This is a genomic window from Bacillus sp. BML-BC051 (assembly GCF_019656175.1).
GTDB lineage: Bacteria > Bacillota > Bacilli > Bacillales > Bacillaceae_G > Bacillus_A > Bacillus_A mobilis.
In genome coordinates, this window is sequence record NZ_BPLI01000030.1 from 55,641 (window position 1) to 80,173 (window position 24,533).

General features: G+C 35.2%; 31 protein-coding genes, 1 pseudogene and 1 riboswitch. Of the genes and pseudogenes, 12 read left to right on the forward strand and 20 right to left on the reverse strand.

Annotation, left to right across the window (positions count from 1 at the left end; translation table 11 throughout):
- Positions 1-19 precede the first annotated feature (19 nt).
- The gene (locus K5S59_RS14325) at positions 20-259 is read left to right on the forward strand and encodes a hypothetical protein (protein WP_000548099.1); all 240 of its coding nucleotides are present in this window, start codon (positions 20-22) and stop codon (positions 257-259) included.
- An 11-nt stretch (positions 260-270) separates the two neighbouring features.
- Positions 271-500: pseudogene (locus tag K5S59_RS14330) on the forward strand (YczI family protein).
- 165 nt (positions 501-665) lie between these two features.
- Here the strand turns inward: K5S59_RS14330 and luxS are convergent.
- Positions 666-1,139: an S-ribosylhomocysteine lyase LuxS gene (gene luxS / locus K5S59_RS14335; protein ID WP_001141371.1), complete on the reverse strand. Its 474-nt coding sequence runs from the start codon at positions 1,137-1,139 to the stop codon at positions 666-668.
- Positions 1,140-1,267: 128 nt separating this feature from the next.
- Here luxS and yidD point away from each other — a divergent pair, with 128 nt between their 5' ends.
- Positions 1,268-1,504, forward strand: coding sequence for a membrane protein insertion efficiency factor YidD (gene yidD, locus K5S59_RS14340; protein ID WP_000809334.1), 237 nt, complete (start codon positions 1,268-1,270; stop codon positions 1,502-1,504).
- Here yidD and K5S59_RS14345 read toward each other — a convergent pair.
- Entirely contained in the window at positions 1,501-2,064 is a 564-nt protein-coding gene (locus tag K5S59_RS14345) for a beta-class carbonic anhydrase (protein ID WP_000838167.1), read from the reverse strand. The two genes, yidD and K5S59_RS14345, sit on opposite strands and share 4 nt — an antisense overlap.
- A gap of 223 nt (positions 2,065-2,287) precedes the next feature.
- On the opposite strand from K5S59_RS14345, the gene cydA reads away from it, so the two are divergent.
- Both cydA and cydB read left to right on the forward strand, forming a co-directional pair.
- The gene (gene cydA, locus K5S59_RS14350) at positions 2,288-3,637 is read left to right on the forward strand and encodes a cytochrome ubiquinol oxidase subunit I (RefSeq protein ID WP_001286174.1); all 1,350 of its coding nucleotides are present in this window, start codon (positions 2,288-2,290) and stop codon (positions 3,635-3,637) included.
- Complete coding sequence (gene cydB, locus K5S59_RS14355) at positions 3,627-4,655, forward strand: cytochrome d ubiquinol oxidase subunit II (RefSeq protein ID WP_120450955.1); 1,029 nt, start codon at positions 3,627-3,629, stop codon at positions 4,653-4,655. Before cydA ends, cydB begins: the two co-directional genes overlap by 11 nt.
- A gap of 163 nt (positions 4,656-4,818) precedes the next feature.
- Here cydB and K5S59_RS14360 read toward each other — a convergent pair whose 3' ends face one another.
- Positions 4,819-5,052, reverse strand: coding sequence for a spore germination protein (locus tag K5S59_RS14360; RefSeq protein ID WP_002073379.1), 234 nt, complete (start codon positions 5,050-5,052; stop codon positions 4,819-4,821).
- A gap of 82 nt (positions 5,053-5,134) precedes the next feature.
- Positions 5,135-5,953 carry an S-layer homology domain-containing protein gene (locus K5S59_RS14365; protein WP_120450956.1) on the reverse strand — a complete coding sequence of 273 codons (819 nt, stop codon included), beginning with the start codon at positions 5,951-5,953 and terminating at the stop codon, positions 5,135-5,137.
- A 707-nt stretch (positions 5,954-6,660) separates the two neighbouring features.
- On the opposite strand from K5S59_RS14365, the gene K5S59_RS14370 reads away from it, so the two are divergent.
- Both K5S59_RS14370 and K5S59_RS14375 read left to right on the forward strand, forming a co-directional pair.
- Positions 6,661-7,695: a YdcF family protein gene (locus K5S59_RS14370; protein ID WP_000273517.1), complete on the forward strand. Its 1,035-nt coding sequence runs from the start codon at positions 6,661-6,663 to the stop codon at positions 7,693-7,695.
- 187 nt (positions 7,696-7,882) lie between these two features.
- Positions 7,883-8,755, forward strand: coding sequence for a YitT family protein (locus tag K5S59_RS14375; RefSeq protein ID WP_000411242.1), 873 nt, complete (start codon positions 7,883-7,885; stop codon positions 8,753-8,755).
- A 95-nt stretch (positions 8,756-8,850) separates the two neighbouring features.
- On the opposite strand, the gene K5S59_RS14380 is transcribed toward K5S59_RS14375, so the two are convergent.
- The 5 genes from K5S59_RS14380 to K5S59_RS14400 form a co-directional block, all read right to left on the reverse strand.
- Positions 8,851-9,069, reverse strand: a complete 219-nt coding sequence (locus tag K5S59_RS14380; protein ID WP_000180106.1) for a hypothetical protein — start codon at positions 9,067-9,069, stop codon at positions 8,851-8,853.
- Positions 9,070-9,166: 97 nt separating this feature from the next.
- Positions 9,167-9,982 carry a DUF4247 domain-containing protein gene (locus K5S59_RS14385; RefSeq protein ID WP_000071201.1) on the reverse strand — a complete coding sequence of 272 codons (816 nt, stop codon included), beginning with the start codon at positions 9,980-9,982 and terminating at the stop codon, positions 9,167-9,169.
- A 12-nt stretch (positions 9,983-9,994) separates the two neighbouring features.
- Positions 9,995-10,501: a DUF4178 domain-containing protein gene (locus K5S59_RS14390; protein ID WP_000051749.1), complete on the reverse strand. Its 507-nt coding sequence runs from the start codon at positions 10,499-10,501 to the stop codon at positions 9,995-9,997.
- Between the two features lie 21 nt (positions 10,502-10,522).
- Positions 10,523-10,927, reverse strand: a complete 405-nt coding sequence (locus K5S59_RS14395; protein ID WP_000220323.1) for a DUF350 domain-containing protein — start codon at positions 10,925-10,927, stop codon at positions 10,523-10,525.
- A 79-nt stretch (positions 10,928-11,006) separates the two neighbouring features.
- A complete protein-coding gene (locus K5S59_RS14400; RefSeq protein ID WP_000110287.1) occupies positions 11,007-11,672 on the reverse strand; it encodes a PspA/IM30 family protein in 666 nt (221 codons plus the stop codon).
- Between the two features lie 404 nt (positions 11,673-12,076).
- On the opposite strand from K5S59_RS14400, the gene K5S59_RS14405 reads away from it, so the two are divergent.
- Complete coding sequence (locus K5S59_RS14405; protein ID WP_000737471.1) at positions 12,077-12,655, forward strand: lipoprotein BA_5634 family protein; 579 nt, start codon at positions 12,077-12,079, stop codon at positions 12,653-12,655.
- 35 nt (positions 12,656-12,690) lie between these two features.
- On the opposite strand, the gene K5S59_RS14410 is transcribed toward K5S59_RS14405, so the two are convergent.
- The 3 genes from K5S59_RS14410 to K5S59_RS14420 are packed head-to-tail and all read right to left on the reverse strand — an operon-like array spanning position 12,691 to position 15,087.
- Positions 12,691-12,858 (reverse strand): FeoB-associated Cys-rich membrane protein, encoded by a 168-nt coding sequence (locus tag K5S59_RS14410; RefSeq protein WP_120451112.1) that lies wholly within the window; start codon positions 12,856-12,858, stop codon positions 12,691-12,693.
- Positions 12,859-12,874: 16 nt separating this feature from the next.
- Positions 12,875-14,863 carry a ferrous iron transport protein B gene (gene feoB, locus K5S59_RS14415; RefSeq protein ID WP_212981783.1) on the reverse strand — a complete coding sequence of 663 codons (1,989 nt, stop codon included), beginning with the start codon at positions 14,861-14,863 and terminating at the stop codon, positions 12,875-12,877.
- Positions 14,860-15,087 (reverse strand): FeoA family protein, encoded by a 228-nt coding sequence (locus K5S59_RS14420; RefSeq protein WP_000060518.1) that lies wholly within the window; start codon positions 15,085-15,087, stop codon positions 14,860-14,862. Before K5S59_RS14420 ends, feoB begins: the two co-directional genes overlap by 4 nt.
- Positions 15,088-15,281: 194 nt before the next feature.
- Positions 15,282-15,383, forward strand: a riboswitch (TPP riboswitch).
- Positions 15,384-15,470: 87 nt separating this feature from the next.
- Between K5S59_RS14420 and thiT the strand changes: the two genes are divergently transcribed.
- Positions 15,471-16,139: an energy-coupled thiamine transporter ThiT gene (gene thiT, locus K5S59_RS14425; RefSeq protein WP_001246566.1), complete on the forward strand. Its 669-nt coding sequence runs from the start codon at positions 15,471-15,473 to the stop codon at positions 16,137-16,139.
- A 208-nt stretch (positions 16,140-16,347) separates the two neighbouring features.
- On the opposite strand, the gene K5S59_RS14430 is transcribed toward thiT, so the two are convergent.
- From K5S59_RS14430 to K5S59_RS14455, 6 genes are all read right to left on the reverse strand, one after another.
- The gene (locus K5S59_RS14430; RefSeq protein ID WP_098872948.1) at positions 16,348-18,222 is read right to left on the reverse strand and encodes a sensor histidine kinase; all 1,875 of its coding nucleotides are present in this window, start codon (positions 18,220-18,222) and stop codon (positions 16,348-16,350) included.
- A complete protein-coding gene (locus tag K5S59_RS14435) occupies positions 18,219-18,908 on the reverse strand; it encodes a response regulator transcription factor (protein ID WP_000041855.1) in 690 nt (229 codons plus the stop codon). Before K5S59_RS14435 ends, K5S59_RS14430 begins: the two co-directional genes overlap by 4 nt.
- Positions 18,909-18,947: 39 nt before the next feature.
- Positions 18,948-19,568: a class D sortase gene (locus K5S59_RS14440; protein WP_120450957.1), complete on the reverse strand. Its 621-nt coding sequence runs from the start codon at positions 19,566-19,568 to the stop codon at positions 18,948-18,950.
- An 89-nt stretch (positions 19,569-19,657) separates the two neighbouring features.
- Positions 19,658-20,167, reverse strand: a complete 510-nt coding sequence (locus tag K5S59_RS14445; protein ID WP_000728029.1) for an LPXTG cell wall anchor domain-containing protein — start codon at positions 20,165-20,167, stop codon at positions 19,658-19,660.
- Positions 20,168-20,344: 177 nt separating this feature from the next.
- The gene (locus K5S59_RS14450) at positions 20,345-20,677 is read right to left on the reverse strand and encodes a hypothetical protein (RefSeq protein ID WP_120450958.1); all 333 of its coding nucleotides are present in this window, start codon (positions 20,675-20,677) and stop codon (positions 20,345-20,347) included.
- Positions 20,678-20,861: 184 nt separating this feature from the next.
- On the reverse strand, positions 20,862-21,077 hold the full coding sequence (locus tag K5S59_RS14455) for a hypothetical protein (RefSeq protein WP_002073368.1): 216 nt from the start codon (positions 21,075-21,077) through the stop codon (positions 20,862-20,864).
- A gap of 163 nt (positions 21,078-21,240) precedes the next feature.
- Between K5S59_RS14455 and hpt the strand changes: the two genes are divergently transcribed.
- Positions 21,241-21,768: a hypoxanthine phosphoribosyltransferase gene (gene hpt / locus K5S59_RS14460; protein ID WP_001019293.1), complete on the forward strand. Its 528-nt coding sequence runs from the start codon at positions 21,241-21,243 to the stop codon at positions 21,766-21,768.
- A gap of 82 nt (positions 21,769-21,850) precedes the next feature.
- Positions 21,851-22,753: a diacylglycerol/lipid kinase family protein gene (locus K5S59_RS14465; protein ID WP_098258970.1), complete on the forward strand. Its 903-nt coding sequence runs from the start codon at positions 21,851-21,853 to the stop codon at positions 22,751-22,753.
- A 39-nt stretch (positions 22,754-22,792) separates the two neighbouring features.
- Here the strand turns inward: K5S59_RS14465 and K5S59_RS14470 are convergent, their stop codons facing one another.
- A complete protein-coding gene (locus K5S59_RS14470; RefSeq protein WP_098258969.1) occupies positions 22,793-23,302 on the reverse strand; it encodes a DUF2199 domain-containing protein in 510 nt (169 codons plus the stop codon).
- 24 nt (positions 23,303-23,326) lie between these two features.
- Positions 23,327-23,464 (reverse strand): DUF7003 family protein, encoded by a 138-nt coding sequence (locus tag K5S59_RS14475; protein ID WP_162937148.1) that lies wholly within the window; start codon positions 23,462-23,464, stop codon positions 23,327-23,329.
- Between the two features lie 123 nt (positions 23,465-23,587).
- Here K5S59_RS14475 and K5S59_RS14480 point away from each other — a divergent pair, with 123 nt between their 5' ends.
- Positions 23,588-24,523 carry an Rpn family recombination-promoting nuclease/putative transposase gene (locus tag K5S59_RS14480; protein ID WP_220784059.1) on the forward strand — a complete coding sequence of 312 codons (936 nt, stop codon included), beginning with the start codon at positions 23,588-23,590 and terminating at the stop codon, positions 24,521-24,523.
- The last annotated feature ends 10 nt before the right edge of the window (positions 24,524-24,533 follow it).

The window sequence follows — 24,533 nt, forward strand, 5'->3', positions numbered from 1 at the left end:
TTTCTACTAGGAGGTTAAAATGCATATAAGAAAATTACAGCTAACCATCGTTTTTATTACTTTGATCTTATGTTTATACAGCACATTTACAATGAACTTTCAAATCTTTTCACCTATCATTTTGTTCCTCTTTATTTTATATGGCATTTTAGTGGGAATTGAGACGATTCAAAAACAGCAAAAACAAATTGGAGCTATTAGTATCGGTTTAAGTCTTTTTACGATTGTTTTTGTTATTCCATTTATAATGTTCTTTTAAAGGAGGATTATATGTTTAAAAACGTTCGAATTATAATCGCTACTATCGCACTTATTCTCGCCCTATTTAGCTTCTTCGCAAACCTCTCAATACTTTTACCATACGTTCTTATCCTTTTGAGTATTATGTTTATCCTTTTTGGAATCGATGAAATAAAAAGCGCCAAAAAGCAAAAGCATTTGTTTATTTTCTCGGTTCTTCCTTTGTTTTATATGTTGGGGTGTCTAGTATACTTTCATAAAAAAGAAGCCGTCCCACACATATTGTAGACGGCCTCTTCTTTTTATTTGGTTCATACTATTGTCAGTCTTTGTCGGTAAGTCGATATCCAGTGTCGAAACGTCGATATAATTTCATTTATCATCGTGCTACAAAAAAACTGCCCTGTTACAGGCAGTTTTTCTTTCTATCCAAATACTTTCTCCAGTTCATCTTTATCTTGGCTTAACCAGAAGTTCATTAAGCGTTGTGCTCCTTCTAAGTCGTGAAGCTTCGCTTGGCCACATTGTGTTTCATTTGCAGCTGGAATTTCTGTAATTTGAACCGCATCTTTTAATGTTAGTTCTAATAAATCAATGATTTCTCGAACCGTTGGTGTTCCGCTTACTACAAGATAATATCCTGTTTGGCAGCCCATTGGTGAAATATCGATAATATCAAAATGCGGATAACGATCAATATATTTACGTAAATTAAATGCTAATAAATGTTCTAACGTATGAATAACATCTGGTTTCATTGCTTGTTTATTCGGTTGGCAAAAACGAATATCGAATTTATTTACAATACCGTCACTACCTACATTGTGAACTCCGCAATGTCTTACATAAGGCGCCTTTACAATCGTATGATCTAATTCAAAGCTTTCTACTGATGGCATACAACATCTCTCCCGCTTTTAATTTAATTCCGTTATATCCAATATGATATAACGGAAATCAACATTAGTAAAGTATTATGTACAGTCGTGCTATAATACTTTAAGACTATGCAGAAAAGGAGACCATTATGAAACAGATTTTTATTGGCATTATACGCTTTTACCAAAAATTCATTTCTCCAATGACACCACCAACGTGCCGCTTTTACCCAACTTGCTCTCATTATGGATTAGAAGCGTTTCAAAAACATGGTGCCCTGAAAGGGTTTTGGCTTACATGTAAGCGTATATTAAAATGTCACCCTTTCCACCCGGGAGGATTTGATCCTGTCCCAGATAAAAAGGATGACAAAGTAAATTCTTAATTATCGTAGCCATTCACAACTAAATCTAATTTTCCTGTATCAGGATCTATAACAAGCCCGTGAACAGGTACTTCTTCAGGAAGTAATGGATGGTTGCGAAGTATTGATACGCTATGTTCTACACTTTCTTCTACACTAGAGAACCCTTGTAGGAATCTTTCTAAATCGATTCCAGAATAACGAAGTGTATCTAATTTCTCTTCTGTGATACCGCGCTCTTTCATCTTCTCGATTGTACTGCTTGCTTGAATTTTTGCCATACCACAATCATGGTGGCCAACTACACATACTTCATCAGCACCAAGCTCGTATACAGCAACTAAAATACTACGCATAATACTTCCGAACGGATGGGAAATAACAGCGCCTGCTACTTTAATAATTTTCACATCACCGTTACGCATATTCATTGCTTTCGGTAATAGTTCAACAAGACGAGTATCCATACAAGAAATGATTACCATTTTTTTATTTGGAAATTTTCCTGTTTCGTATTCTTCGTATTTTTTTTCTTCAACGAATTTTTCATTGTATTGTAAAATCTCTTCTAATGACTTCATAGTAAAGAACCCTCTTTTCTCTCATTTACATTACTTATATAGTGTACCAAAATATGAAAAACACAAAAAGTATATTGTAATATTATAAAAGCAATATATTTTCAGATAACCGCCATAATTCTTTCAAAATATACACACAGCTTTGTAACAAGTCACACATAATGTACCACTATTTTCCCTATAAACTAACTGTAGATAATGTAAAAAGGAGTGAATATTTATTATGTCCGACGTTCTGTTACTGAGTCGTTTTCAATTTGCAATTACTATTTTTTATCACTTTTTATTTGTACCTTTGACAATCGGACTTGTTATTTTAGTGGCATGTATGGAAACTCAATACGCCCGCACATTGAATCCAACATACCGCAAAATGGCAAATTTCTGGGGTAAATTATTTACAATTAACTTCGTCATGGGGATTATAACCGGGATTACGATGGAGTTCCAATTTGGAACAAACTGGTCTGAGTACTCCAAATATATGGGAGATATTTTCGGATCACCTCTCGCAATCGAAGCACTCGTTGCCTTCTTCTTAGAATCTACTTTCATGGGAATATGGTTATTCGGTAAAGACAAAATCTCACCAAAGTTCCGTGCCTTCTGTATGTGGATGGTTGCACTTGGAACAAATATTTCCGCACTTTGGATTATTACAGCAAACGGCTTTATGCAAAATCCGGTTGGCTATGTCGTACGTAACGGACGTGCTGAATTAAATGATTTCTGGGCACTTGTTACAAATCCATATGCTTGGAACATGTTCTTCCATACTGTAATTGGCTGTTATATTGTTGGTGCTTTCTTCGTTATGGCCATTAGTGCCTATCATTTGTTACGTAAAAACGAAGTAGAATTCTTCAAAAAATCATTCAAATTTGGTTTAATGTTAGGTTTATTCGCTGCAACTGTTACACCGTTTATGGGACATCAGTCTGGTGTATCCGCAGCTAAATATCAACCAGCAAAAGGTGCTGCGATGGAAGCAGTTTGGGAAACTGGAAAAGGACAAGGCTTCTCGATTGTTCAAATTCCTGATGTAAAAAACGAAAAGAACTTTGAATTCCTTACGATTCCGAAACTAGGAAGTTTCTTCTACACAAACTCATTTGATGGAGAAATTGTTGGTTTAAAAGATATTCCGAAAGAAGATCGTCCAAACGTTAACCTCGTGTACTATAGCTTCCGCTTAATGGTTGCACTTGGTATGTTCTTTATGGCATTAACTTGGTATGGCTTCTATTTAAACCGAAAAGAAAAGCTAGAAAACTCAAAACGTTATTTAAAAATTACAATGTGGTCTGTCTTACTACCATATATCGCAATTAATGCTGGATGGATTGTCGCCGAAGTAGGTCGTCAACCATGGACCGTTTATAAACTAATGCGTACAGCAGAATCTGTATCGCCTATATCTGTCCCACAAATTTGGTTCTCATTAATTAGTTTAATCTTATTCTACACTTTACTTTTAATCGCAGACGTATACTTAATGCTGAAGTTCGCGAAAAAAGGACCAGCAGCACTAGAAGAACCTGCTACTGAAGGAGGTACAGCTCATGTCTCATGATATGCTCGCAATCATCTGGTTCGGTTTATGGGGCGTAATTTGGACAGTTTATTTCATTCTTGATGGATATGCACTTGGTAACGGAATGATTTTTCCTTTCGTTGCGAAAGACCGACAAGAACGAAATCAATTACAAGAAGCAATTGGTCCGTTCTGGGGGGGGAATGAAGTATGGTTAATTACAGCTGGTGGTGCAACATTTGCTGCCTTCCCAATCACGTATGCAAATATGTTTAGTTACCTATATACACCACTATTTTTAGTATTGCTCGCACTGTTTGCTCGTGCTGCCGGGCTTGAATTTATGCATAAAGACGATTCACCAATTTGGCAAAAAACTTGCAAATGGGCATTTACAATTGGTAGCTTCCTAATCGCCTTCTTATTCGGAGTTACGTTCGCTAACCTTTATTACGGACTACAAATTGGAAAAAATGGTTATGAAGGAAATTTACTTAGCTTACTAAATCATTACGGTATTTTAGGTGGCCTGTTCTTCACTGCTATATTCGTCGTATCCGGTGCCCTTTGGGTTATGATCAAAACGACTGGTGAAGTATCTGACCGTGCTTATAAAATCGCGAGACCCTTTTCAATGGCAGCTGCTATCATTTTAGCTATCTTCTATGTAGCAACTGTAAATCGTACAAACTTATTCCAAAACTTCACAGAGTATCCGGTACTATTCATTCTTCCGGTACTTGCTATGTTAATGAGTGTACTCGCACTTATTATGGTGTACAAACATAAAATCGGTCTCGCATTTACATTCGTATGCTTAACAATCGCAATGTTTATGACAACTGGCTTTGCAGGTATGTTCCCAAGAATGTTACCGTCACGTATTAACGACGCATACAGCACAACGTTATATAACGCAGCTGGTAGTCAATTAAACTTAAAAATTATGTTCTTCGTTGCAATGGTTATGGTACCAATTGTTATTGGATATCAACTTTGGAGCTACAGTATCTTTAAAAATAAAATTCATAAAGACTCTGCTAAAGGGTATCACTAAAATAAAAAAGACACTTCGTTTGAAGTGTCTTTTTTACGTATGATTTTCGATAAGATGTTATATTTCTAATCTAACAACTATAATACAGAAGAATCATTAACAGCTCACAGCTAGATTGTAGCACAGGGCAAGTTCATCATTTTATGCAATTTTGCATATCTCTCTATAAAGTAAACTGTATTCCCTGATCGTTCACATCGCTATCCCTTACATCTGATGTACTAATACCACTAAATGTTTGTACGTTTTTTCCTGTATTCGATGAACCCGATCCATTATAAGCTTTCGTTTTTTCAATTGGCTGCACGTTATATTTATCACCTAAGTTAATTGTTCCGTTACAATTTTCAATAATAACACCTTCCACAACTGACGGCATTTTGTCACCTACTTTCATTTCGTTACTTTTATTTTATGAGAATCGCCTAAAAAAATAGCTTGTTTCCATAAGAAAAAGCACTCAAACTGAGTGCTTTTTCTTATTTACCTTTTTTCTTTCTCTCACAAGCAATTCCATCGCCATCACGATCTAAATGCTTACCATAATATGGACTATCTCTTGTAATATCGTAATATCCAGCATCGTTTGCTTCTTTACAATTAGCAAAACGTTTCGGATCTGGTTTTACTTCAGGTTTTACTTCTGGCTTCACTTCTGGTTGTGGTTGTTTTGCTCCTGGTCTTTCTTCAAGTGGTAACGTTGCATTATATAAGAACTGAACGTATTGCTCACGACTTACATGCATTCTAGGTGCAAATGTACCATCACCAGTTCCAGCTGTAATATAATTTGATTTAATTGCAGTAATCGCAGGATTCGCCCATCCATTTCTATCTACATCCGGAAAATTATGATCGCCTCTTATTTGCAATTGGAATCCCCTTGTCAAAATTTGTGCCATTTCTTCACGAGTTAACGCATCTTTCGGTCTAAATTTTCCTGTGTTATCTCCAACGAATACACCCATCTCTGTTAAAGCAAGAATCTCTTTTTTAAACATAGTTGAACGATCCGTAACATCTTTATACGGATTGTTATACTGTTCTTTTACTGTTGGTTTTAAATGACGGAACATAAGAGCTGCAACTTGCTCACGTGTTACATCATCACCAAATCCAAAAAGCCCATTTCCGTATCCAGCAACAACGTTTTTATTTGCTAAATCCATAATCGCTTTATAAGACCAATGATTGTTTGGAACATCTTTAAAATCTACACTTGCCTGCGCTGTTCCAATTGAAGTAAATGCTGTAGTTGCAACAATTGCACCCGTTAAAATTAATTTTTTAAATCCCATATTTAAGTCTCCTTCTCTTTCCCATAATAACCATTTAACAATATAACAAATTATTTCAATATAATTTGTCGCATTATGTCGAACACAAAAAAGAATCCAGAAGGATTCTTTTTTGCTAAGCATGAATGGCAAATTTGGAGACAGTTGACTTCTTCAAAAATTTATTAGGGGTAATATTTTGAAAAAGAAAGCCTTTCATATGTAGGTTAACACCACTGGAATATATAGTAAATTGATAATGTTTATACGGAAGATTGCTAATGTTTAGTATAGATATTTTCCACTATACAAACAGTAGAAACGATCTATACTAAATAACAAAAAGGTGCCTTCAAAGAAGGCACCTTTCATACACAGACACTATAAAACAGAATTATTTATTGTTATACGATTGTTAGATACAAAAAGTAGAGGGAAATGTTTGTCTACAATTCTGTTTTATAGCCTGTATCCACATTTCATATTTTAATCCTCTTCCTCTGAAAATAAATACAATATGCACAATTACATACCAAAAAGAAAAGACACTCCATAGAGTGCCTCTTCAACCATTTTACTTTTAATATCGCTTTGAATATATTGTAACATATGTATCTATATATTTTATTAAGAAAATTCAAAATCCTTTTTCTTTCATTTCCAATTATAAAATCATGTAATATAGAAGATATGTCAAATTATTATACAAATTGAGGTGTACTATATTTATGTATTTCGGAATTATTCCCCTTATATTGTTTATTATTTTTCTTATCTCTTACTTAAAGGACCCGCGAAAAATAATAAACGGTTTTTTATTTAATGCCTTTTTCTGTTTTTTCCTGCTTTTTTGTATTATTGCAGCCTATGACTCGGGTAATAATACCCTACACGCAATTATACTTCTCCCTATTTTAGCACTTATCGTTATGATTCCTTTCGGTGTTGTTGCTTTAATGTTTGGGCTATTTCTGAATGCTAGAATTTTAATGAAACGAGAAGGCAGACGTTTCACTAACTGTTTAACACTCATTGCTGCTTTAGGGATTTTATTCTTTATGTTACTCCCTATTATAAATCCAGCAAGCTTATTTTCACCGCATTTCCAACCTATTTTTGCTGGTATTTCTCTTATAACCGTATATTTCTTTATACACCTATCCAACTTCTTAAGCGCTTATTTTCTATATCAATTCAACAGACCAAGGCGTAATCAAGATTTCATCATCGTTCTTGGTAGCGGCTTAATTAATGATAAAGTACCGCCTTTACTTGCAAGTCGTATTCATAAAGCAATCGACTTTTACTGGAAACAAGCCGCTGTGAATACAGCGCCAACAATCATTTTCTCTGGCGGACAAGGTCCAGATGAAGGCCTTCCAGAAGCAGAAGCGATGCAAAATTACGCTGTTGAAAAAGGAATTCCGCTTGAACATACAGTGCAAGAAAACCGCTCTGTAAACACATATCAAAATATGTCGTTCTCTAAAGAAATTATGGATTCTTTAAAGCCTGAAGGTAAACATAGAAGTATTTTTACAACGAATAACTTCCACCTTTTCCGCGCTGGTATATATGCAAGACAAGCGGGGCTTAATAGCCAAGGAATCGGATCAAAAACTGCATTTTATTACTGGCCTAATGCAATGATTCGTGAATATGTTGCAATTGTTGTAATGGGACGTAAACGTCATATGAAAGTTTGCGGAGCTATTTTAGGATTCTTTTCACTCCTATCCTTACTTAGTTTTATCATTTCTTAACAACCTCCCATCCTTTGAAAGGATGGGATTTCTTATACTTATTTCAAAAATATTTTAAAGATAATATGGTGATAATATTCCCTGCATACATCCATTAAAGGAGAAATTTTTCAAATTAAATGTTAAAATGAAATTTAGGTGTGAATTACGTAACAAATAAGAAACTAGTTTGAAACGAGGAAATTACATGGAGAAAATTATCAAAAACAAGCCCAATAAGCTAAAAATCGCTTCAAAAGCTTTGATGATTATTATTGGGGCATTTATTACAGCATACGGATTAGAAGCGGTATTAATTCCAAATAACGTATCAGACGGTGGTGTGACTGGTTTAAGTATCGTTAGTTCAAGATTATTTGGATTGCCATTAGGAGCTCTAATCGCAGTTATTAACATTCCTTTCGTTTGGTTAGGATATAAACAAATAGGTAAAAGCTTTGCAATTTATTCTATTATCGGGATTGCTTCATTAGCAATAGGTACCGTTGTTATGCACGGAATACCTACTATTATTGAAGGCGATACACTACTCGTTACAGTTGTTGGTGGTATTATTATCGGTTTCGGTATGGGACTAGCATTACGTAACGGCGGCGCATTAGATGGAATCGATATGCTAGCTGTATTACTTTCTCGTAAGTTACCTTTTGGAACAAGTGACCTTATTTTATTCTTAAACATGTTCGTATTTATTTTCGTATCAACAGTATTCGGTCTTCAAGGAGCTATCCTTTCGGCAATTGCTTACTTTATCGCTTCTAAAGTGATTCATATCGTTGAAGTTGGTTTAAGTGGTTCGAAAACATTTAAAATCATTACGAAAGAACCTGAATTAATGGTAGAAACAATTCGCGATCGTTTAGGCCGAAGTGCAACATACAATGAAGTTTATGGTGGTTATTCAAGAGAGAAATTCAAAGAAATTTCTTGTGTAATTAACCGTTTAGAAGAAAGTAAAATGAAAGACTTGATTAATGAAATCGATCCAAATGCCTTTATTACAGTTTATGACGTAGCAGAAGTAAAAGGCGGTAACTTTAAGAAACGTGATATTCATTAATCATTATGAATAAAGAGGGTGTGCCAACAATTTGGCACACCCTCTTCTTATTATTAAGTTGCGGTCGATATATTCTAATAATCGCTGATATAATTTTACTCTCCCCATCTTCTTCCTCTCTTAATCCATGCTACATATTTTTGAAAGGCAGGCACTTCATGTTGAAAGCGCAGCGGAACATATAGAAAAAGAGTACATGTACATAGTATCCATAGAATACCTACTACAAAGTGAAATTTCATCGTTGTGCTAATAAACAGGCTTACAAATAATACGAGGAACATAATTACACTAAATCTTTTATACATAGTCATACTAATCCCTCCTTATACATTAATTGTACCAGCTACAAGGAATTAATTTCCATAATAAAAAGACCGAAAAGCAAATTCCACTTTTCGGTCTCTATAACTACCTTCTCTTCGTAATCTTTCCTGAACCACCAACCCTCGTTTTTGGGGGAGATGTATTCCTTGGCGGCGTTTTAATAGATGATTTCGGCTTCACATCTGATCCGCTCGAGCCACCTGGTGTTTTTGTAATTTTTCCTTTGCTTCCAGTAGAAGGCGGAGGCGTACTACTTCCTTTTTTCGTAATACTTCCTGTATCTCCTACGGAAGGTTTCGAATCTACATTATCGCCTCGCTTAATGATAGATCCTTTCCCTTCCTTCGTAATTGGAGGCGGGGTTTTCTTTTCTTCTTTCGTAGGCGGTCTCTCTGGAATAACCGGTTTATGATTTTGTCTGTCATTATATCCGCGATAATCACCGTATGATGATTTTCGTGAACCGAATATATCGTTTAAAATACTTCCCATAATATATCCTTGCAGGAAAGATGGTTGGTAATTTTGACGGACAAATTCTTTATTACTTATTTCAATTAACGTATCAGAAGGTTTCTCTTTATCCTTTTGCAGGTTATAAATCTTATCAGAATAAACGAGGAACATTTGATTTTCGTCTTCTTTAGATGCTTGCTTCGGTTCTCTTTCATTAATGAGTTCCTTTGCGACTTCAGGAACTGACCGATTGGCGGCCCTATACACGTAAGATTCTTGTTTACCTTCTTTTGCGACAGATTCTAGTGGATAACGGTCTTGAATCGACTTTGTCTGTCCGCCTTGACAACCTGATAAGGCATATCCAGCAACAACAAGTAATAGAACGATAGCAAGTATAGGGATTACGAACGATTTAATCATGGTAAACAATCGGTTTGACATGATTACGCCCCCTTACGTTGCTCTTATAATTTGTACATCAGCAGGAATAATTGCTTCTCCCTCATACATCATTGTGCGACCATTTTGCCATTCAATACGTAATAATTTTCGATTATCTGATTGGAATTCCCATACGTGCTGTTCTTCTGAAGCAGAGAATGGTGTTTTTCCCATCACAACAACACGTCCGTTATATTGCTCTTCCATATGGTATTCTGTATCATCCATTTCAATTGTTGTCGGAATTTCATCAATCGAATCTAAACGACCATCAATTGGTGTATATAATTTGTAATACGTATTTTCACGGTCTTCAATTTTTAAATAACGAATATCTTTCCCGTCTTGCAGTGTTAAAACAATTTCTTTACGAGAATGCATACTCGTTTTCCCAGTTAATTCATACATGACTAATGAAACTTCAATCATATCGCCAGGAGCTAACGTTAACAAACTTTTCTCTGGTTTCGGCGGCTCTGGGCTCTTCATTATATTTTTAATTCGTTTAAATAAACTCATGATTTACCCCTCCTTCTCTCTTTATAAACAAGCACCTAAAATAAGTGCACCAACGATATGTAATGATCCGGCCAACATCGCATGTGCAACACTGCCTTCTTTCGTACCTTCTTCTAAATCTAAACCGGACATTTTCTTTAACACAAATTCGATAAACATTTCTACCACTAATAAAATAACGAAAGAAACTGCTGATGCAAGTAGTGCTTGCCATAAGTCGTTTGCTTTCGTTATGGATTGAGATAAAATGTACCCTTGCGCGAATAATTTCATAACGAAACGAGTTGTTACAGCTGTATTCCCATTCTTTATTTCTTTTAAATCATTGTATTTAGTAAAAATTGAATCAACCCACATAATTGCAAATAAAAGTACTGCACTTGCTCCAGTCCATACAAGCATGGCTAACACATTTGTCCATGTCATTGCAAAACCTCCTCTAAAAAGTAATAGAAAACCGACATGAATTCTCTTCAGACATGTCGGTTTCTTTGTCTATTCTATATTATTTCTCATACTGCTTCATAATACGAGCTAATTCATCGTCAACAGCAGAATTTTTATTTAAGCTTGCGAATTCATCATCTAATGACTTTTCTTTTTTATAAACTTCGCCACTTGCTTCTGCTTCAGCCTCTAATTGAAGAGCTTTCTCTTCCATACGGCTTAAGCCAGCTTTTGCTGAGTTTGAATCAAATCCAGACATCGCCTGATTAATATTCTTTTGTGCTTTCGCCGCATTTACACGTGCTACAAGTGTTTCACGTTTATTTTTCAGCTCTGTTAATTGCTTACGCATTTCTTCTAGCTTCAGGCGAAGATTATCAGCAGCAGCTTTATTTTGCTCATAGCTTGCTTTATATTCATTCATCTTTTGCTCTGCATTTTGTTTTTCTTCAAGAGCACGACGCGCAAGGTCAAGATTGCTTGCTTGAACAGCCATATGAGCTTGCTCTTCACGTTTTTTCACAAGTGCTTCTTGCTCTTCAAATAATATTTTGAATTTCTTCTCAAGTGCAATTTGAGCCGCTACACTTTTCTCAGCTTCTTGTACATCCGCTTGCATATCGCGTAAATATTGATCCGTCATCTTAACTGGATCTTCCGCTTTTTCAATTAATGAATATACATTCGACATTGTTAAATCTCGTAATCGTTTAAATACAGACATTCTAATTCCTCCTATGACTTACCTCATATTTCAAATTCACTACTTGGAAAACTGAAAAATCTCCCTTAACAGTAAAGAATATTCATTTTTACAGCCCACGTGTTTATTATAACAAAACTAATATGTCCTTACATGTTATTTCCAAAATACAGCCAATATAATATGACATTCTATATAAAACATTGTATTCCTAATATATTCTCATTAACCCTCTTCAGAATTGACTTATTTTTATGCACTTTCACTAAATTACATTATTGTAATGTTACTGTAAGCTAACTCGATAGTTACGTTGCAATATTTCTTATACACTAATACCAGAAGCAACGAACAAGCTTCTCATCATTTCAGAACTAATACAAAAACTGTATTTACAATAAAACATATAAAAAGGAGAAATCATCATGAAAAAATTAGTAGGCATCGGATTAGCAGCAGCAATTTCATTCGGGGCATTATCAGGTTGTTCTTTATTAGGAGAGAAAGCAAACGGTTTTGTACTGTACGGATCAGAAGAACAAGTTCAACAAATTACAGATAAAAACAAAAAAGAAGTGAAAGAAAAAGACTTCTATAAAATGAAAATGACTACATTAGAGGGTAAAAAAGTTCTTGTTATGGATAAGAAAACTGGTGAAGAACTGGTGAAGAAAGAGTTACTTAGCAAAGTTGATGAAAAAGACGACACGAAACCACTTGATAAATTGCCAGCTGTAACAGCAGAGCAAGGTGTATTATTTGCTAAAGAAAAAGTAGAAAATGCTACACTTGATGGTGCAAAATTAAAATACGAAGGCAATACAATTATCGGAAGTGGCCGTGCGTATACAGATATGTATGCAATTGTTGATGACGCAACTTACAGCAATGTAAAAGGTGATGAAAAATCTGTTGGGGTATTAAAATTCGATAAAGACCCAAGTAAAGAATTCCCTGGCTACAATGGCGTAGAAGCTTCTCAACTTGTAAAAATTAAAAAGTAAAACAAAAAAGCTTTGCGAATTCGCAAAGCTTTTTTCTATTTATGAGCAACTTGCTCCATATCCGGACTACAAGTTTGCGACTGACATGACTTATTTAAAGAACATGCTGCGCATTTTCCCTTTTTACTTCTCTTTACAAAATTTACTAACGTATATGCTGTATAACCAAAAATGATAGCTCCAATTATAATATTGACCATCACCACAATACATCTCCTTCTAGAATCCGAGTAAGGATCCAACTTGGTATATAATGAGCGTTAATATATAAGCAACAACAAGTGGATACACGACAGAGAAAATCGTCCACTTCGCTGACCCTGTTTCACGTTTAATAACGGCTACTGTCGCTAAACACGGAACATATAATAAAACAAAGAACATAAATGCATATGCTGATAGCGCAGTATAGTGTGCTCCCATCACATTTCCTAGCACATCTTCTTTCACCGCATAAATAATTGCCATTGTAGAAACGACAACTTCTTTCGCTAAAAATCCTGTTAACAGGGATGCCCCAGCTTGCCACGTTCCAAAGCCGAGCGGTGCAAATAGTGGTGCGATAAACCCACCAATCATCGCTAAGTAACTGTCTCCCATATCAACACCAAATCCTGATGGACCTGCATAGTTTAATAACCAAATGACAACAGAGCCACCGAAGATAAATGTACCTGCTTTACGAACAAACCCTTTCCCTTTCTCCCACGTACTTAGCCATAACGTTTTCGCTTGTGGCACGCGGTAAGGAGGTAGTTCAATGACGAAAATAGACTTTTCCGCTTTTAAAATGGTAAGAGACATAATTTTTGTAACGAGTAATGCAAGAACAATACCTGCAACATATAAAGAAAATACAACAGTTGCCTGACTATTAGGGAAGAATACTCCCGCAAACAGTGCATATACAGGTAAACGTGCGGAACACGACATAAACGGTGTTACAAGAACTGTAAGTAAACGTTCTTTTTCTTGTTCAATCGTTCTCGCTGCCATAATACCTGGAACATTACACCCAAAACCAATAATCATCGGAATAAACGCTTTTCCGTTTAAACCGAAGAACTCCATAATTCTATCCATAACAACTGCAATTCGTGCCATATATCCTGAGTCTTCTAATAATGAAATGAAAAAGAAAAGTGCAAAGATTTGTGGAACGAATACTAATACCGCACCAACACCAGCAATAATACCTTCTGTAACGAGTGCTTGAATAAAATCAGAAGCTCCAACACTTGTGAGCCCAGCCGTCACCCAATCTGTAAGCTGTCCACCAAAAAAGCCATCTAACATATCCGATAAAGGTGTACCAATCCACGTAAACGTAACCTGAAAAATAAAAAACATAACTGCTAAAAAGATTGGAAGTCCTAAAATTTTATGTGTAATTAATCTATCAATTTTTTCTGAAAAAGGAATTTTTCCTTCTTTCTCATGCTGCATAACATTTGTTTTTAACTTTTCAATATACGCTTCACGAGTTTTGTAAATGTGCTCTTCCAACGTACAATCAAGTTTTCCTTCTAAGTGAGATCGAATGGCTACAAGTTCCTTATAAATTGGTAATGCTTTCATTTCTTTTTCTACTACTTCGTTATTACTTAAAAATTGAAGGGCTAACCATCTTGGATGCTTATAATTCGCTGTCTCTAAAAGAGCTACTACCTCTCCAATTCCTTCATCCATTGGTAAACCATATGAAATAATGAATGGCTTTTTCTCGTTTTTGTCATTTTCTTTAAGAGTAGCAAGTAGTTCTTCACAGCCTTTTCCGCCTCTTGCAACGACAGGAACGACTGTTACACCTAATCGTTCTGATAATCGTTTTACATCAATTACAATGCCTCGTTGCTTTGCCACATCGACCATATTTAACCCAATTGAAACTGGCTTTCCAAATTCAAGTAATTGCAACGTTAAATGCATATTTCTCTCGAATTGCGACGAATCCACTATATTCAGCATATGATGAAATTCGTCTGTTAGTAGAAAATTCGTAACGACACCTTCATCACGCGAAACTGGATTTAAATCATAAACACCTGGTAAATCAATTAATGTCCCTTGCTTATCTTTTAATTTACCAACCTTCTTTTCTACTGTTACACCGCTCCAGTTCCCTACATACTCATAAGAACCAGTAAGTGCATTAAATAATGATGTCTTCCCTGTATTTGGATTCCCTAGCAAAGCTACCTTATTCACGCTAATTCCACCTTTATCATTTTCGCGTCACAATGACGAATACTAATTAACTGTCCACGACACTCCAATGTACAAGGACCTTTGAACATCGCTTTTTGCTTCATGCGAAGTTCGCTTCCTTCAGAAAGACCGAAAGCAGCCAATCTTCTCTTTAGTAAATGATCTAAAGACTGAACACTTTTTACTAGCACTTTCTCACCAATTTTAATATCTACTAAGCTCATAACCTTCCCCCTCAGAAGAGAATGATAATTATTTTCAAAAAAATTATAGCACAATCTATTTCTCTTGTACTATACCCTTTTGCTTCATATTTATTAACATTTCGCTACAATTCTATTTCAATCATTGTCATACCGTATTCATTTGCCATTCTCATCCATTTCGCTTACAATAAACAATAGCAAATAAAGAATCTCGTTATCACAGGGGGAGCCATGCCGCTGAGAGGGAACACTTCGTTCCGACCCTTCGAACCTGTTAGTTAATGCTAACGCAGGGATTGTGCAAACGTCCGAAATACACATACCTCTTTTTATTTACGTATTTCGTATCCTCCTATGATACCTATTCTTTTTTGTACAACTTGGATTTAGGGGGAGACAACATGCGTAACACCAATTTACAAGCGATGATCGAATCTGCTATTCTTGCAGCCTTCGCCTTGGTCATCGACATTTTACCAATATCAATCAAACTTCCAACAGGCGGTTCCATTTCATTTGCTATGATTCCTATTTTTATTATCGCATACCGCTGGGGCTTCAAAATGGCTTTCTTAGGAGGCTTAATTTGGGGACTATTACAAATTGTCGTAGGCGATGCTATTATCGTCACACCAATTCAAGTACTAATTGAATACTTCGTTGCTTTTGCATTCATTGGATTTGCTGGTTTATTCTATCGTCCAATTCAAAAAGCCCTTTTAACATCCAATGAAAATAGCTTAGAACAATCCAGTTTAGGTAGCCGTAAAGACAAACCTTCACAAAAACAAAACGAAGGAAAGAAAGTTATTGGTTACATTATTGTTGCTACATTTGTTGGTAGCTTTGCTCGCTATTTCTGTCACTTTATCGCCGGTATTATTTTCTGGGGACAATATGCACCGAAAGGTCAATCAGCTGTCCTATATTCATTAATTGTAAACGGTAGTGTAATGATTGGTTCCTATATTCTATGTACCGTTTTACTTATCTTTTTATTTCTTACTTCACCACGTTTATTCAAAAGCATCAATGCTTATCAACTGAATTCGAAGAAAAAGAGCGCTTAATAAGCGCTCTTTTTTTCATATCGTAATATCAATTAAAAATACAATAAATGCACAAAAGAAAATAAATACCATTATACTTAGCCAATTGCTATGCACGGTTCATCGACTCCTTACATAACCTCATTTTCTATCCAAAGTATACTGTTTAAAAATAAAGATTAGGTAAAGATAATATGAAAAAAATTTAAAAAAGCGTAGATTAAATTGTCTACGCTTTTTTAGGTAAATAGAAGTAAAATAACACACCGTCTTCTGTATTTTCTACCCCATATTCAGCATCATGTAGCTCTAAAATGTTCTTTGAAATAGCTAGCCCAAGCCCCGTTCCACCTTGTGAACGCTGACGAGCTGCATCCACGCGATAAAAACGATCCCAAATTTTATCTAATTGCTCTTCTTCAATGTGAGTACCTTTATTTTCAATACACACTTTTATACGGTCCTTCTCATCTATTGTAGAAATCATAATATCTTCTTTATTTGGTGTATAACGTATAGCATTCGTAATGAAGTTCACGATGATTTGTTCAATCCGACTTTGATTTGCAACTACTTCAAATGAACATATATTTTTATGCACATGAAGTTCTTTTTTCTCTATTTCCACAGAAAGGTGTTCACATATATCTTCAATTACTGTATCAATATAAAATGCATCCTTTTTCATTTTATATGTACCTGACTCAAATTTAGCTAACTCCAGCATATCCAAAATTAAAGTATCCATTTTATCTACTTCTCGTTCCATCGCCTGAAAATAGTATTCTTTTTTATGCTCAGCTACTCCATCTTTTAAAATAGAAATACAGCTTTTCATAATACTCAGCGGTGTTTTTAATTCATGCGACACACCAGAAATGAATTCTTTCCGCGTATTTTCTAGCTTTCTTTCCTTTTCAATATCTTGTTCTAGCTGTCCAATATGCGAATGAAGCTTATTGGATAATACATTAATATTTTTCGATAAATCACCAATTTCATCTTTTGAAGTAATCGGTATTTGTTCTGTAAAATCTAAATGCGCTATTTTTTTCGTTGTATCATTTATTTTTAATAATGGCTTTGCAATTTGTTTAGAGTAGTAGAACGAAGCTAGAAAAATGAGAACGACTACAAATGCAATGATGTAAATGTAGTAATCTTGCACCATTTGTACAGCTTCATCTACAGGCTGTAAAGAAGCCATCGCATATATATATGTAACTGATCCGTCTCTTTCTGTTATTGGTTTCATTAATAATTTATATTTTATATCATTTTTTTCATAGTCCATTATTCTTGTTGCATCTTGTATTTGCTTGCCTTCTTTTAATAATAAATCAGCTTGAAATTCTTTTATATTATCCAAAAATAAATTATTTTTATAAATTGGATTTACAGGTCCCTTTACATCGGGGAATTGTACTTTCGTAATTTTCCCTGATAGATTGAAGTCCGAATTTTGAGCCGCCCTCTTCTGTTCCTCAGCACTCATAATTCCAGCAACCTTTTTTCCTTCCACAGCGCTAGATTCTTGAGCAACTTTTGGCTGCCCATCACGCATATGAAGTTCTTTTGCAGCTAGTTTTTTTCCTAACGGTTTATTCAGCCAACTCAAATTCATATCTTCTACACTGACATAACATGTGATGAAACTATCGTCGCTTTTTAGTCCATAAAAAAAGACTGACCGTCCTTCCAACTTAGGTAGTGTCCCACCTTCAATCTCATCTATACTCATGAGATAGTACAAAGGCATCTTGATTACCTTTTTTCCAAACTCCTTTTCCCCCCTACGATCTAAAGTAACCTCTACATAAAAATCATCCACATGTTTTAAATTCCCATTCTGATCCAATGTCGTAATCCACGTATTATTTTCTCTAAAAAAGTCTTGCTCCAGCTTCTGAATTCCTTCTGCACTTCCTGCATAGTTCAAATAATTCTTCTCAAAGGAATTTAAATTCACTTTAATATCTTCCACTTTCCGATTCGCATAATATTGTTTAAAAAATATTGTTTGACCAATAAATATCGTCGCTAAAATTAACATGCACAATGCTGTTGTGAGGGTAAATAATTTTAGTACAATCCCTTTTCTCATACATTCCCCTCAAATTTATAACCTGTTCGTACTACAGTTGTAATGTACTTTGCTTTCTCTCCTAATTTATTTCTTAAATTACGAATATGGCTATTAACCGTTCGATCGTCACCAGCAAATTCATATCCCCAAATTCTTGAAATGAGTTGCTCTCGTGTTAAAACAATCCCTTGGTTTTTCATAAAATACGCTAATATTTCAAATTCTGTATGTGTTAAATTAATGTCTGTTCTATCTATCGTAACAGTACGCGACGGGAAATGGACGTGAATACCATGAATTGATAATGTATCATCTTCATTCTCTAAAAGTTGCTTCGTTACTTTTCTACTTTCTAACAACCTTTTCGCTCTTGCTAACAAAATTGGTGGGCTATACGGCTTCGTCACATAGTCATCCGCCCCAAGTTCAAATCCAAGTAACGTATCATCTTCATCCACACGAGCTGTCAGCATAATAATAGGAACCTCGGATGTTTTACGAATTCTTCGGCAAACAGACCACCCATCAAGTTCCGGCAACATAATATCTAAAATAACTAAATCAACCTCTTCTTCCTCAAATACAACTAAAGCTTCTTTCCCATCTCTTGCTTCAAACACTACATATTGCTCACTCAAAAAATAATCTTTTAATATTTCACGCAAAATATCTTCATCTTCCACAATTAAAATGTTTTTTGACATAACTTATGTATCCCCCTTCCGCTTTCAGAAACTATAACTTCATTTTGAATAACTAGCCGTTAACTTCGCCTCGATAATATATCTGTCTGGTGCATCCCCTATATAATCAAATGGATAGCACGTCGTCAGTGTTAATATCGGTTCTTCTTTTTTTATAATAACAGTACGATCATCCGCATGGGTAATCCATATCTTTTGAATTTCGTATGTGTAAGTTTTATTATCGTACTCTAAAACAAGAACGTCCTTTTCTTTTAACTCTCCTAAATCTGTAAAGACAGTATCCCGGTGCCCACTTAGTACAGTATGGCCCCCTCCAGATGGCGTTGTCGTTACATCACTAACGAACATTCCAACCCCTTTTTTCAGCGTTGCATCATCCGCTCCCCAATATACAGAAAACTTCTTCTTTATTTTCGGTATATGTAACATCGCTACCTTTTCTCCTTCTTTATGTTCTGTTTGAGAAGAAGGTACTTGGGAAGTTACATGTGTTTCATGAGAAGGTTTATTATCTTGTATATTGATAAGGCTCTTTATTTCTTCTTTCGTCAATTGCTGAGCAGAGCTTTTTCCTTTATACCATTCCATAGCGTAATAAGATCCCATGAATAGTCCTATAGCCATCAATATGATACCGATATAATTGAGTAACTTCATGTTTCATCCCTCCATGCCAAAAATGGTAGGAATAACCTACCATTTTTAATATATGAAATTATGCCATTCTTTATAGGACAATATTTGATTTATGCCTTAACTTTATTACGGCGATTCAAACCAAATAGTGTACCTAGTGCTACAAGACATGCGCTTAGTCCCATCATTGCTACATTATTAGATGCTGTGTTTGGTAATTTCTCTCCAGCTTTTTTTGCAATAGCTTCCTTTTCTTTCACCTGTGGTGCTACTACTTCTTTAGCCATATTACTTTTTTCTTGTACTTGTGCCGCTTGCTTTTTCGCTATATCATTCTTTTCTTGGGCTTGCGCCGCTTGCTTTTTCGCTACTTCATTCTTCTCTTGGGCTTGTGCCGCTTGCTTTTTCGCTACTTCATTCTTCTCTTGGGCTTGTGCCGCTTGTTTTTTCTCTGTATCATTTTTTTGCTGCGCCTGAATCGCTGCTTCTTTTTTTGCTATATCTTGCTGTAATTGCGCTGCTTCTTCCTTTGTCAATGTTCCAGTTGAAGCACTTGCTACTGAAGAATATCCTACTGTTAAAAGTGCCATTGCACAGATTGGTAATAGTTTCTTTTTCATTTTATTTCTCTCCTCTTATACGTTTTACATCACTTCGCATCGGATGTATTACTAGAATAAACAAGAGATATAAATATAAGGTGCAGATGAAATATATTTTATTTAAAGATTTCATTGTAGAAAAATAAAAAAACATCGCAATATATACGATGTTTTTTCGGGTGTGTGTCTCAATATTTACATGTTACTTTCGCGTGATGTAGAAGTAGAATGGGCCGGAGTAATAACTAATTGTCTCGGCTCAGTTTTCTTTAAGTGATTTTTGACGTTACACTTACGACGTTGAACAACCCACGCTTTAATAGGGTTTGTCAAAATAATCTTTTGCTCTTCGTTAGGGGTCTCTTCTTTAAACCTACAACTTTCGCTCCATTTATTCCATTTCATTGTAAATTTAGAAGAAGAATGATCGTCTTCTCGATCAAACAAGTGCAAAAAATCCATTTCGCCAGCTAGCATTACGGTGTTGCTAGTTGCTAAAAAAGAAAAGGTCGTCCAACGTTTCTCCATGCCCTCCTACTCCTTTTTCACATATAGAGTGCCTAAAACTTAATTTACCTAAAATATGCTTGCCTTTTACCTTACACCTATAGTTTATCCAAAACACTACTATGCAACTATCGATTTGCCTTACAACTACCTTACATTTTTGTAAGAAACAAAAAAACCTTCACTCTCTACACGTGAAGGTTTCTCATTTCTCATCTATATGATCTTTCATATGATCGACTCCAGCTTCTTGCAGCTGTGACATCATACCGTGGGAAATTGCGCCTAATACTAAAGTCATTCCAATTAGTGAAATCCGAATCGCTGGTACATCAATTATGTAAGCCAAACTACCAAGAACAATTGTTAAAAGTAAGGCTTTTATAAATGTTGCACTTGTATACTCTTTCTTTTTCATCATAATCACCCTTTTTTTGAAAGCGTTTTCTTAATGTAATCAGTATATCATATCATCTGATTATTTTGTGGGGATTTCTGTAAAAAACTTATATCTTCTTTGACTTTTTCCTTTCTATCCTTTACAGTCGAAATGTTCACAAGTTTTACACTGTAGGAGGACTCTAATGAATATTGAAATAAAAGACACTTTAATTTCTGAAGAAAAATTACAAGAAAAAGTAAAAGAACTAGCACTTCAAATCGAACGTGACTTTGAAGGAGAAGAAATCGTAGTAATCGCTGTATTAAAAGGATCTTTCGTATTCGCTGCTGATTTAATTCGTAACATTAAAAACGATGTAACAATCGACTTTATTTCTGCATCTAGCTACGGAAATCAAACAGAAACAACTGGAAAAGTAAAACTATTAAAAGATATCGATGTAAACATTACTGGAAAAAACGTAATTGTCGTAGAAGACATTATCGATTCTGGTTTAACGCTTCACTTCCTAAAAGATCACTTCTTTATGCATAAACCGAAAGCATTGAAATTCTGTACGTTACTTGATAAACCTGAGCGACGTAAAGTGGACTTAAAGGCTGAATATGTTGGCTTCCAAATTCCAGACGAATTTATCGTAGGCTACGGTATCGACTGCGCAGAAAAATATCGTAACTTACCATTTATCGCTTCAGTTGTAACGGAATAATATAATAGAATAAACTTCCATCAATTACTGGTGGAAGTTTATTTTCTATCACGATTCGTAAAAGACAAAGGGAGAGAATAAAATGACAAAAACAAAATTTGAAAAAGTACTCCTCATCGTAAACCCGAAAGCAGGACAAGGTGATTTACATACGAACTTAACGAAAATCGTACCACCTCTCGCGGCAGCTTTTCCTGACTTACATATCCTTCATACGAAAGAGCAAGGCGATGCGACAAAATACTGCCAAGAGTTTGCTAGTAAAGTAGATTTAATTATCGTCTTTGGTGGTGACGGTACTGTATTTGAATGCACAAATGGCTTAGCACCTCTTGAAACTAGACCTACACTTGCAATCATTCCAGGCGGAACTTGCAACGACTTCTCTCGTACACTTGGCGTTCCGCAAAACATTGCAGAAGCAGCAAAGCTTATTACACAAGGACATGTAAAACCAGTTGATGTTGCAAAAGCAAATGACCAATACTTCTTAAACTTCTGGGGTATTGGACTTGTCTCTGAAGTATCAAACAATATTGATGCAGAAGAAAAAGCAAAGCTTGGTAAAATCGGTTACTACTTAAGCACCATTCGAACTGTCAAAAATGCTGAAACATTCCCCGTAAAAATTACGTACGATGGGCAAGTATATGAAGACGAAGCTGTCCTTGTTATGGTTGGAAACGGTGAATATCTTGGCGGTATCCCGTCCTTTATTCCGAACGTAAAGTGCGACGACGGAACACTTGATATTTTCGTTGTAAAATCAACAGGCATTCAAGCGTTTAAAGATTATATCGGAAAGAAACTATTTGAAGACTCAAATGAAAATGACATCTTCCACGTAAAAGCGAAATCCATTCATATTGAAACAGAAGAAGAAAAAGAAGTAGATACAGATGGAGAAAGCTCGCTTCATACACCTTGTCAAATTGAATTATTGCAAGGACACTTTACGATGATTTATAATCCTGCGGTTGTGTAATAAAAAACGAGTGCTAGCACTCGTTTTTTCTCTTCTAATCTAATTATATTGTTGAATCATTTTTTGTATTTCTTTCACTCTCTCTAAAGTAATTCCATTTCTTTGTTCGATCGCTAAAGGATGCTCGGTTGGCTCTAATTCAACATACGGTGCCATTCCAACTTCTTTTATATGCATATTTGTTTTTAAATTTAATGTTTCTGGATAAACTGGTATTTCTACAGATAACCAACCAAAATAAGAGTCACTATTTTCTCGGCCTCTCTCATCCCACTTTTCTAATACTTCACCATAACTTTCTTTACTAAGTGATACCCACACAGTCCATATGAAATTTTCGTGGTAATCAATGATAGGAATCTCTAAACAACCTCTAATAAAGTAATGTTCATCGTCCATTACGCAAAGTTCTGATGTTAAATGGAAGCGTTCCTCTCTTTCATGAGGCGCTACCTCGTAATAATAATAAGGTGCTTCACTTCCGTAGCATAGAGGTAGTGCAAAACGATTCATTTGTACTTTTTCTCCGGCTTTTCTTCTTCTTTTCATTTATTATTCTTTCTCCTATCCTTTTCAGTCACAATCAAACTCCACCCAATCTTTCCAGTGCGTATTAGAATCCTTATTCACAATAATGCTTGGGTCTTTCTTCTCTATAGCAGCCGCTACTGATTGGAAGAATTCAATTTCACTAGAGTATAACATAGACATAATTGCCTTTTACTTTCTAATAATACTTCTAATAAAATAGCAGAATGGTCTATTTGCATGCCCTATTTATTTTTAGGTACAATGAAGGAAAGAAGCACCTTAATATAAGGGAGAGAACAAACTTTGTTCAACCAACAGTTAGCTAATTTACGCATTGATTTTGCATTTAAACAATTGTTTGGTACGAATGGTAGTGAAGATATTCTAATTGCATTTTTAAACGCTACGTTACGAGAGTCTTTAGAATCACCCATCGCTTCTCTACAACTGGAAGATCCACATTTACACCGGGCATATGAAGAGGATAAGTTATCTATTTTAGATATTTCAGCGACATTAAACACAGGAACAAAAGTAAATGTAGAAATACAGCTCAATAATAATCACGATATGATGAAACGTAGTTTATATTATTGGGGAAAATTATACACATCTCAATTACAAAAAGGTATGCCTTACAGTTCGCTTCATAAAACCATCACCATTAATTTATTGAACTTTATAATGTTCTCAGACCACAAAGAATTTCATACAACGGGCACATTATGGAATTCACAGCAACAGAAACTCTTGAGTGAAGACATAGAAATTCACATTGTAGAAATTCCAAAGTTAACAAAACAATGGCATGAAGAAAAAGTAAATCCGTGGAAAGATCCATTTGTTCGTTGGCTTTTATTGCTTTCAGCAAATGAGGATGAATACTTAACTAAAACATTGGAGGATATTGCTATGAACCAAGACCCTATTTTACAAAAAGCAATAAACAAGTGGGAACGTATGAGTCAAGATTCCTCTTTCCGACAAGCCTATGACGCAAGGGAGAAAGTTTTAATGGATGAAGCAGCAAAATTTGCCCATGCAGAGACAGAAGGTATGAAAAGAGGCATGGAAAAGGGCTTAGAAAAAGGCTTAGAAAAAGGGCGAAAAGAAGGGGTTCAACAAGGGAAAATTCAAATGATTAAAAGTATGCATAATCTTGGTATACCACTTGAAACAATTGCTAAGGCAAGTAAATTAAGTGTGCATGAGGTTGAGCATATTTTAGGACATAAATAGTAATAAAAAA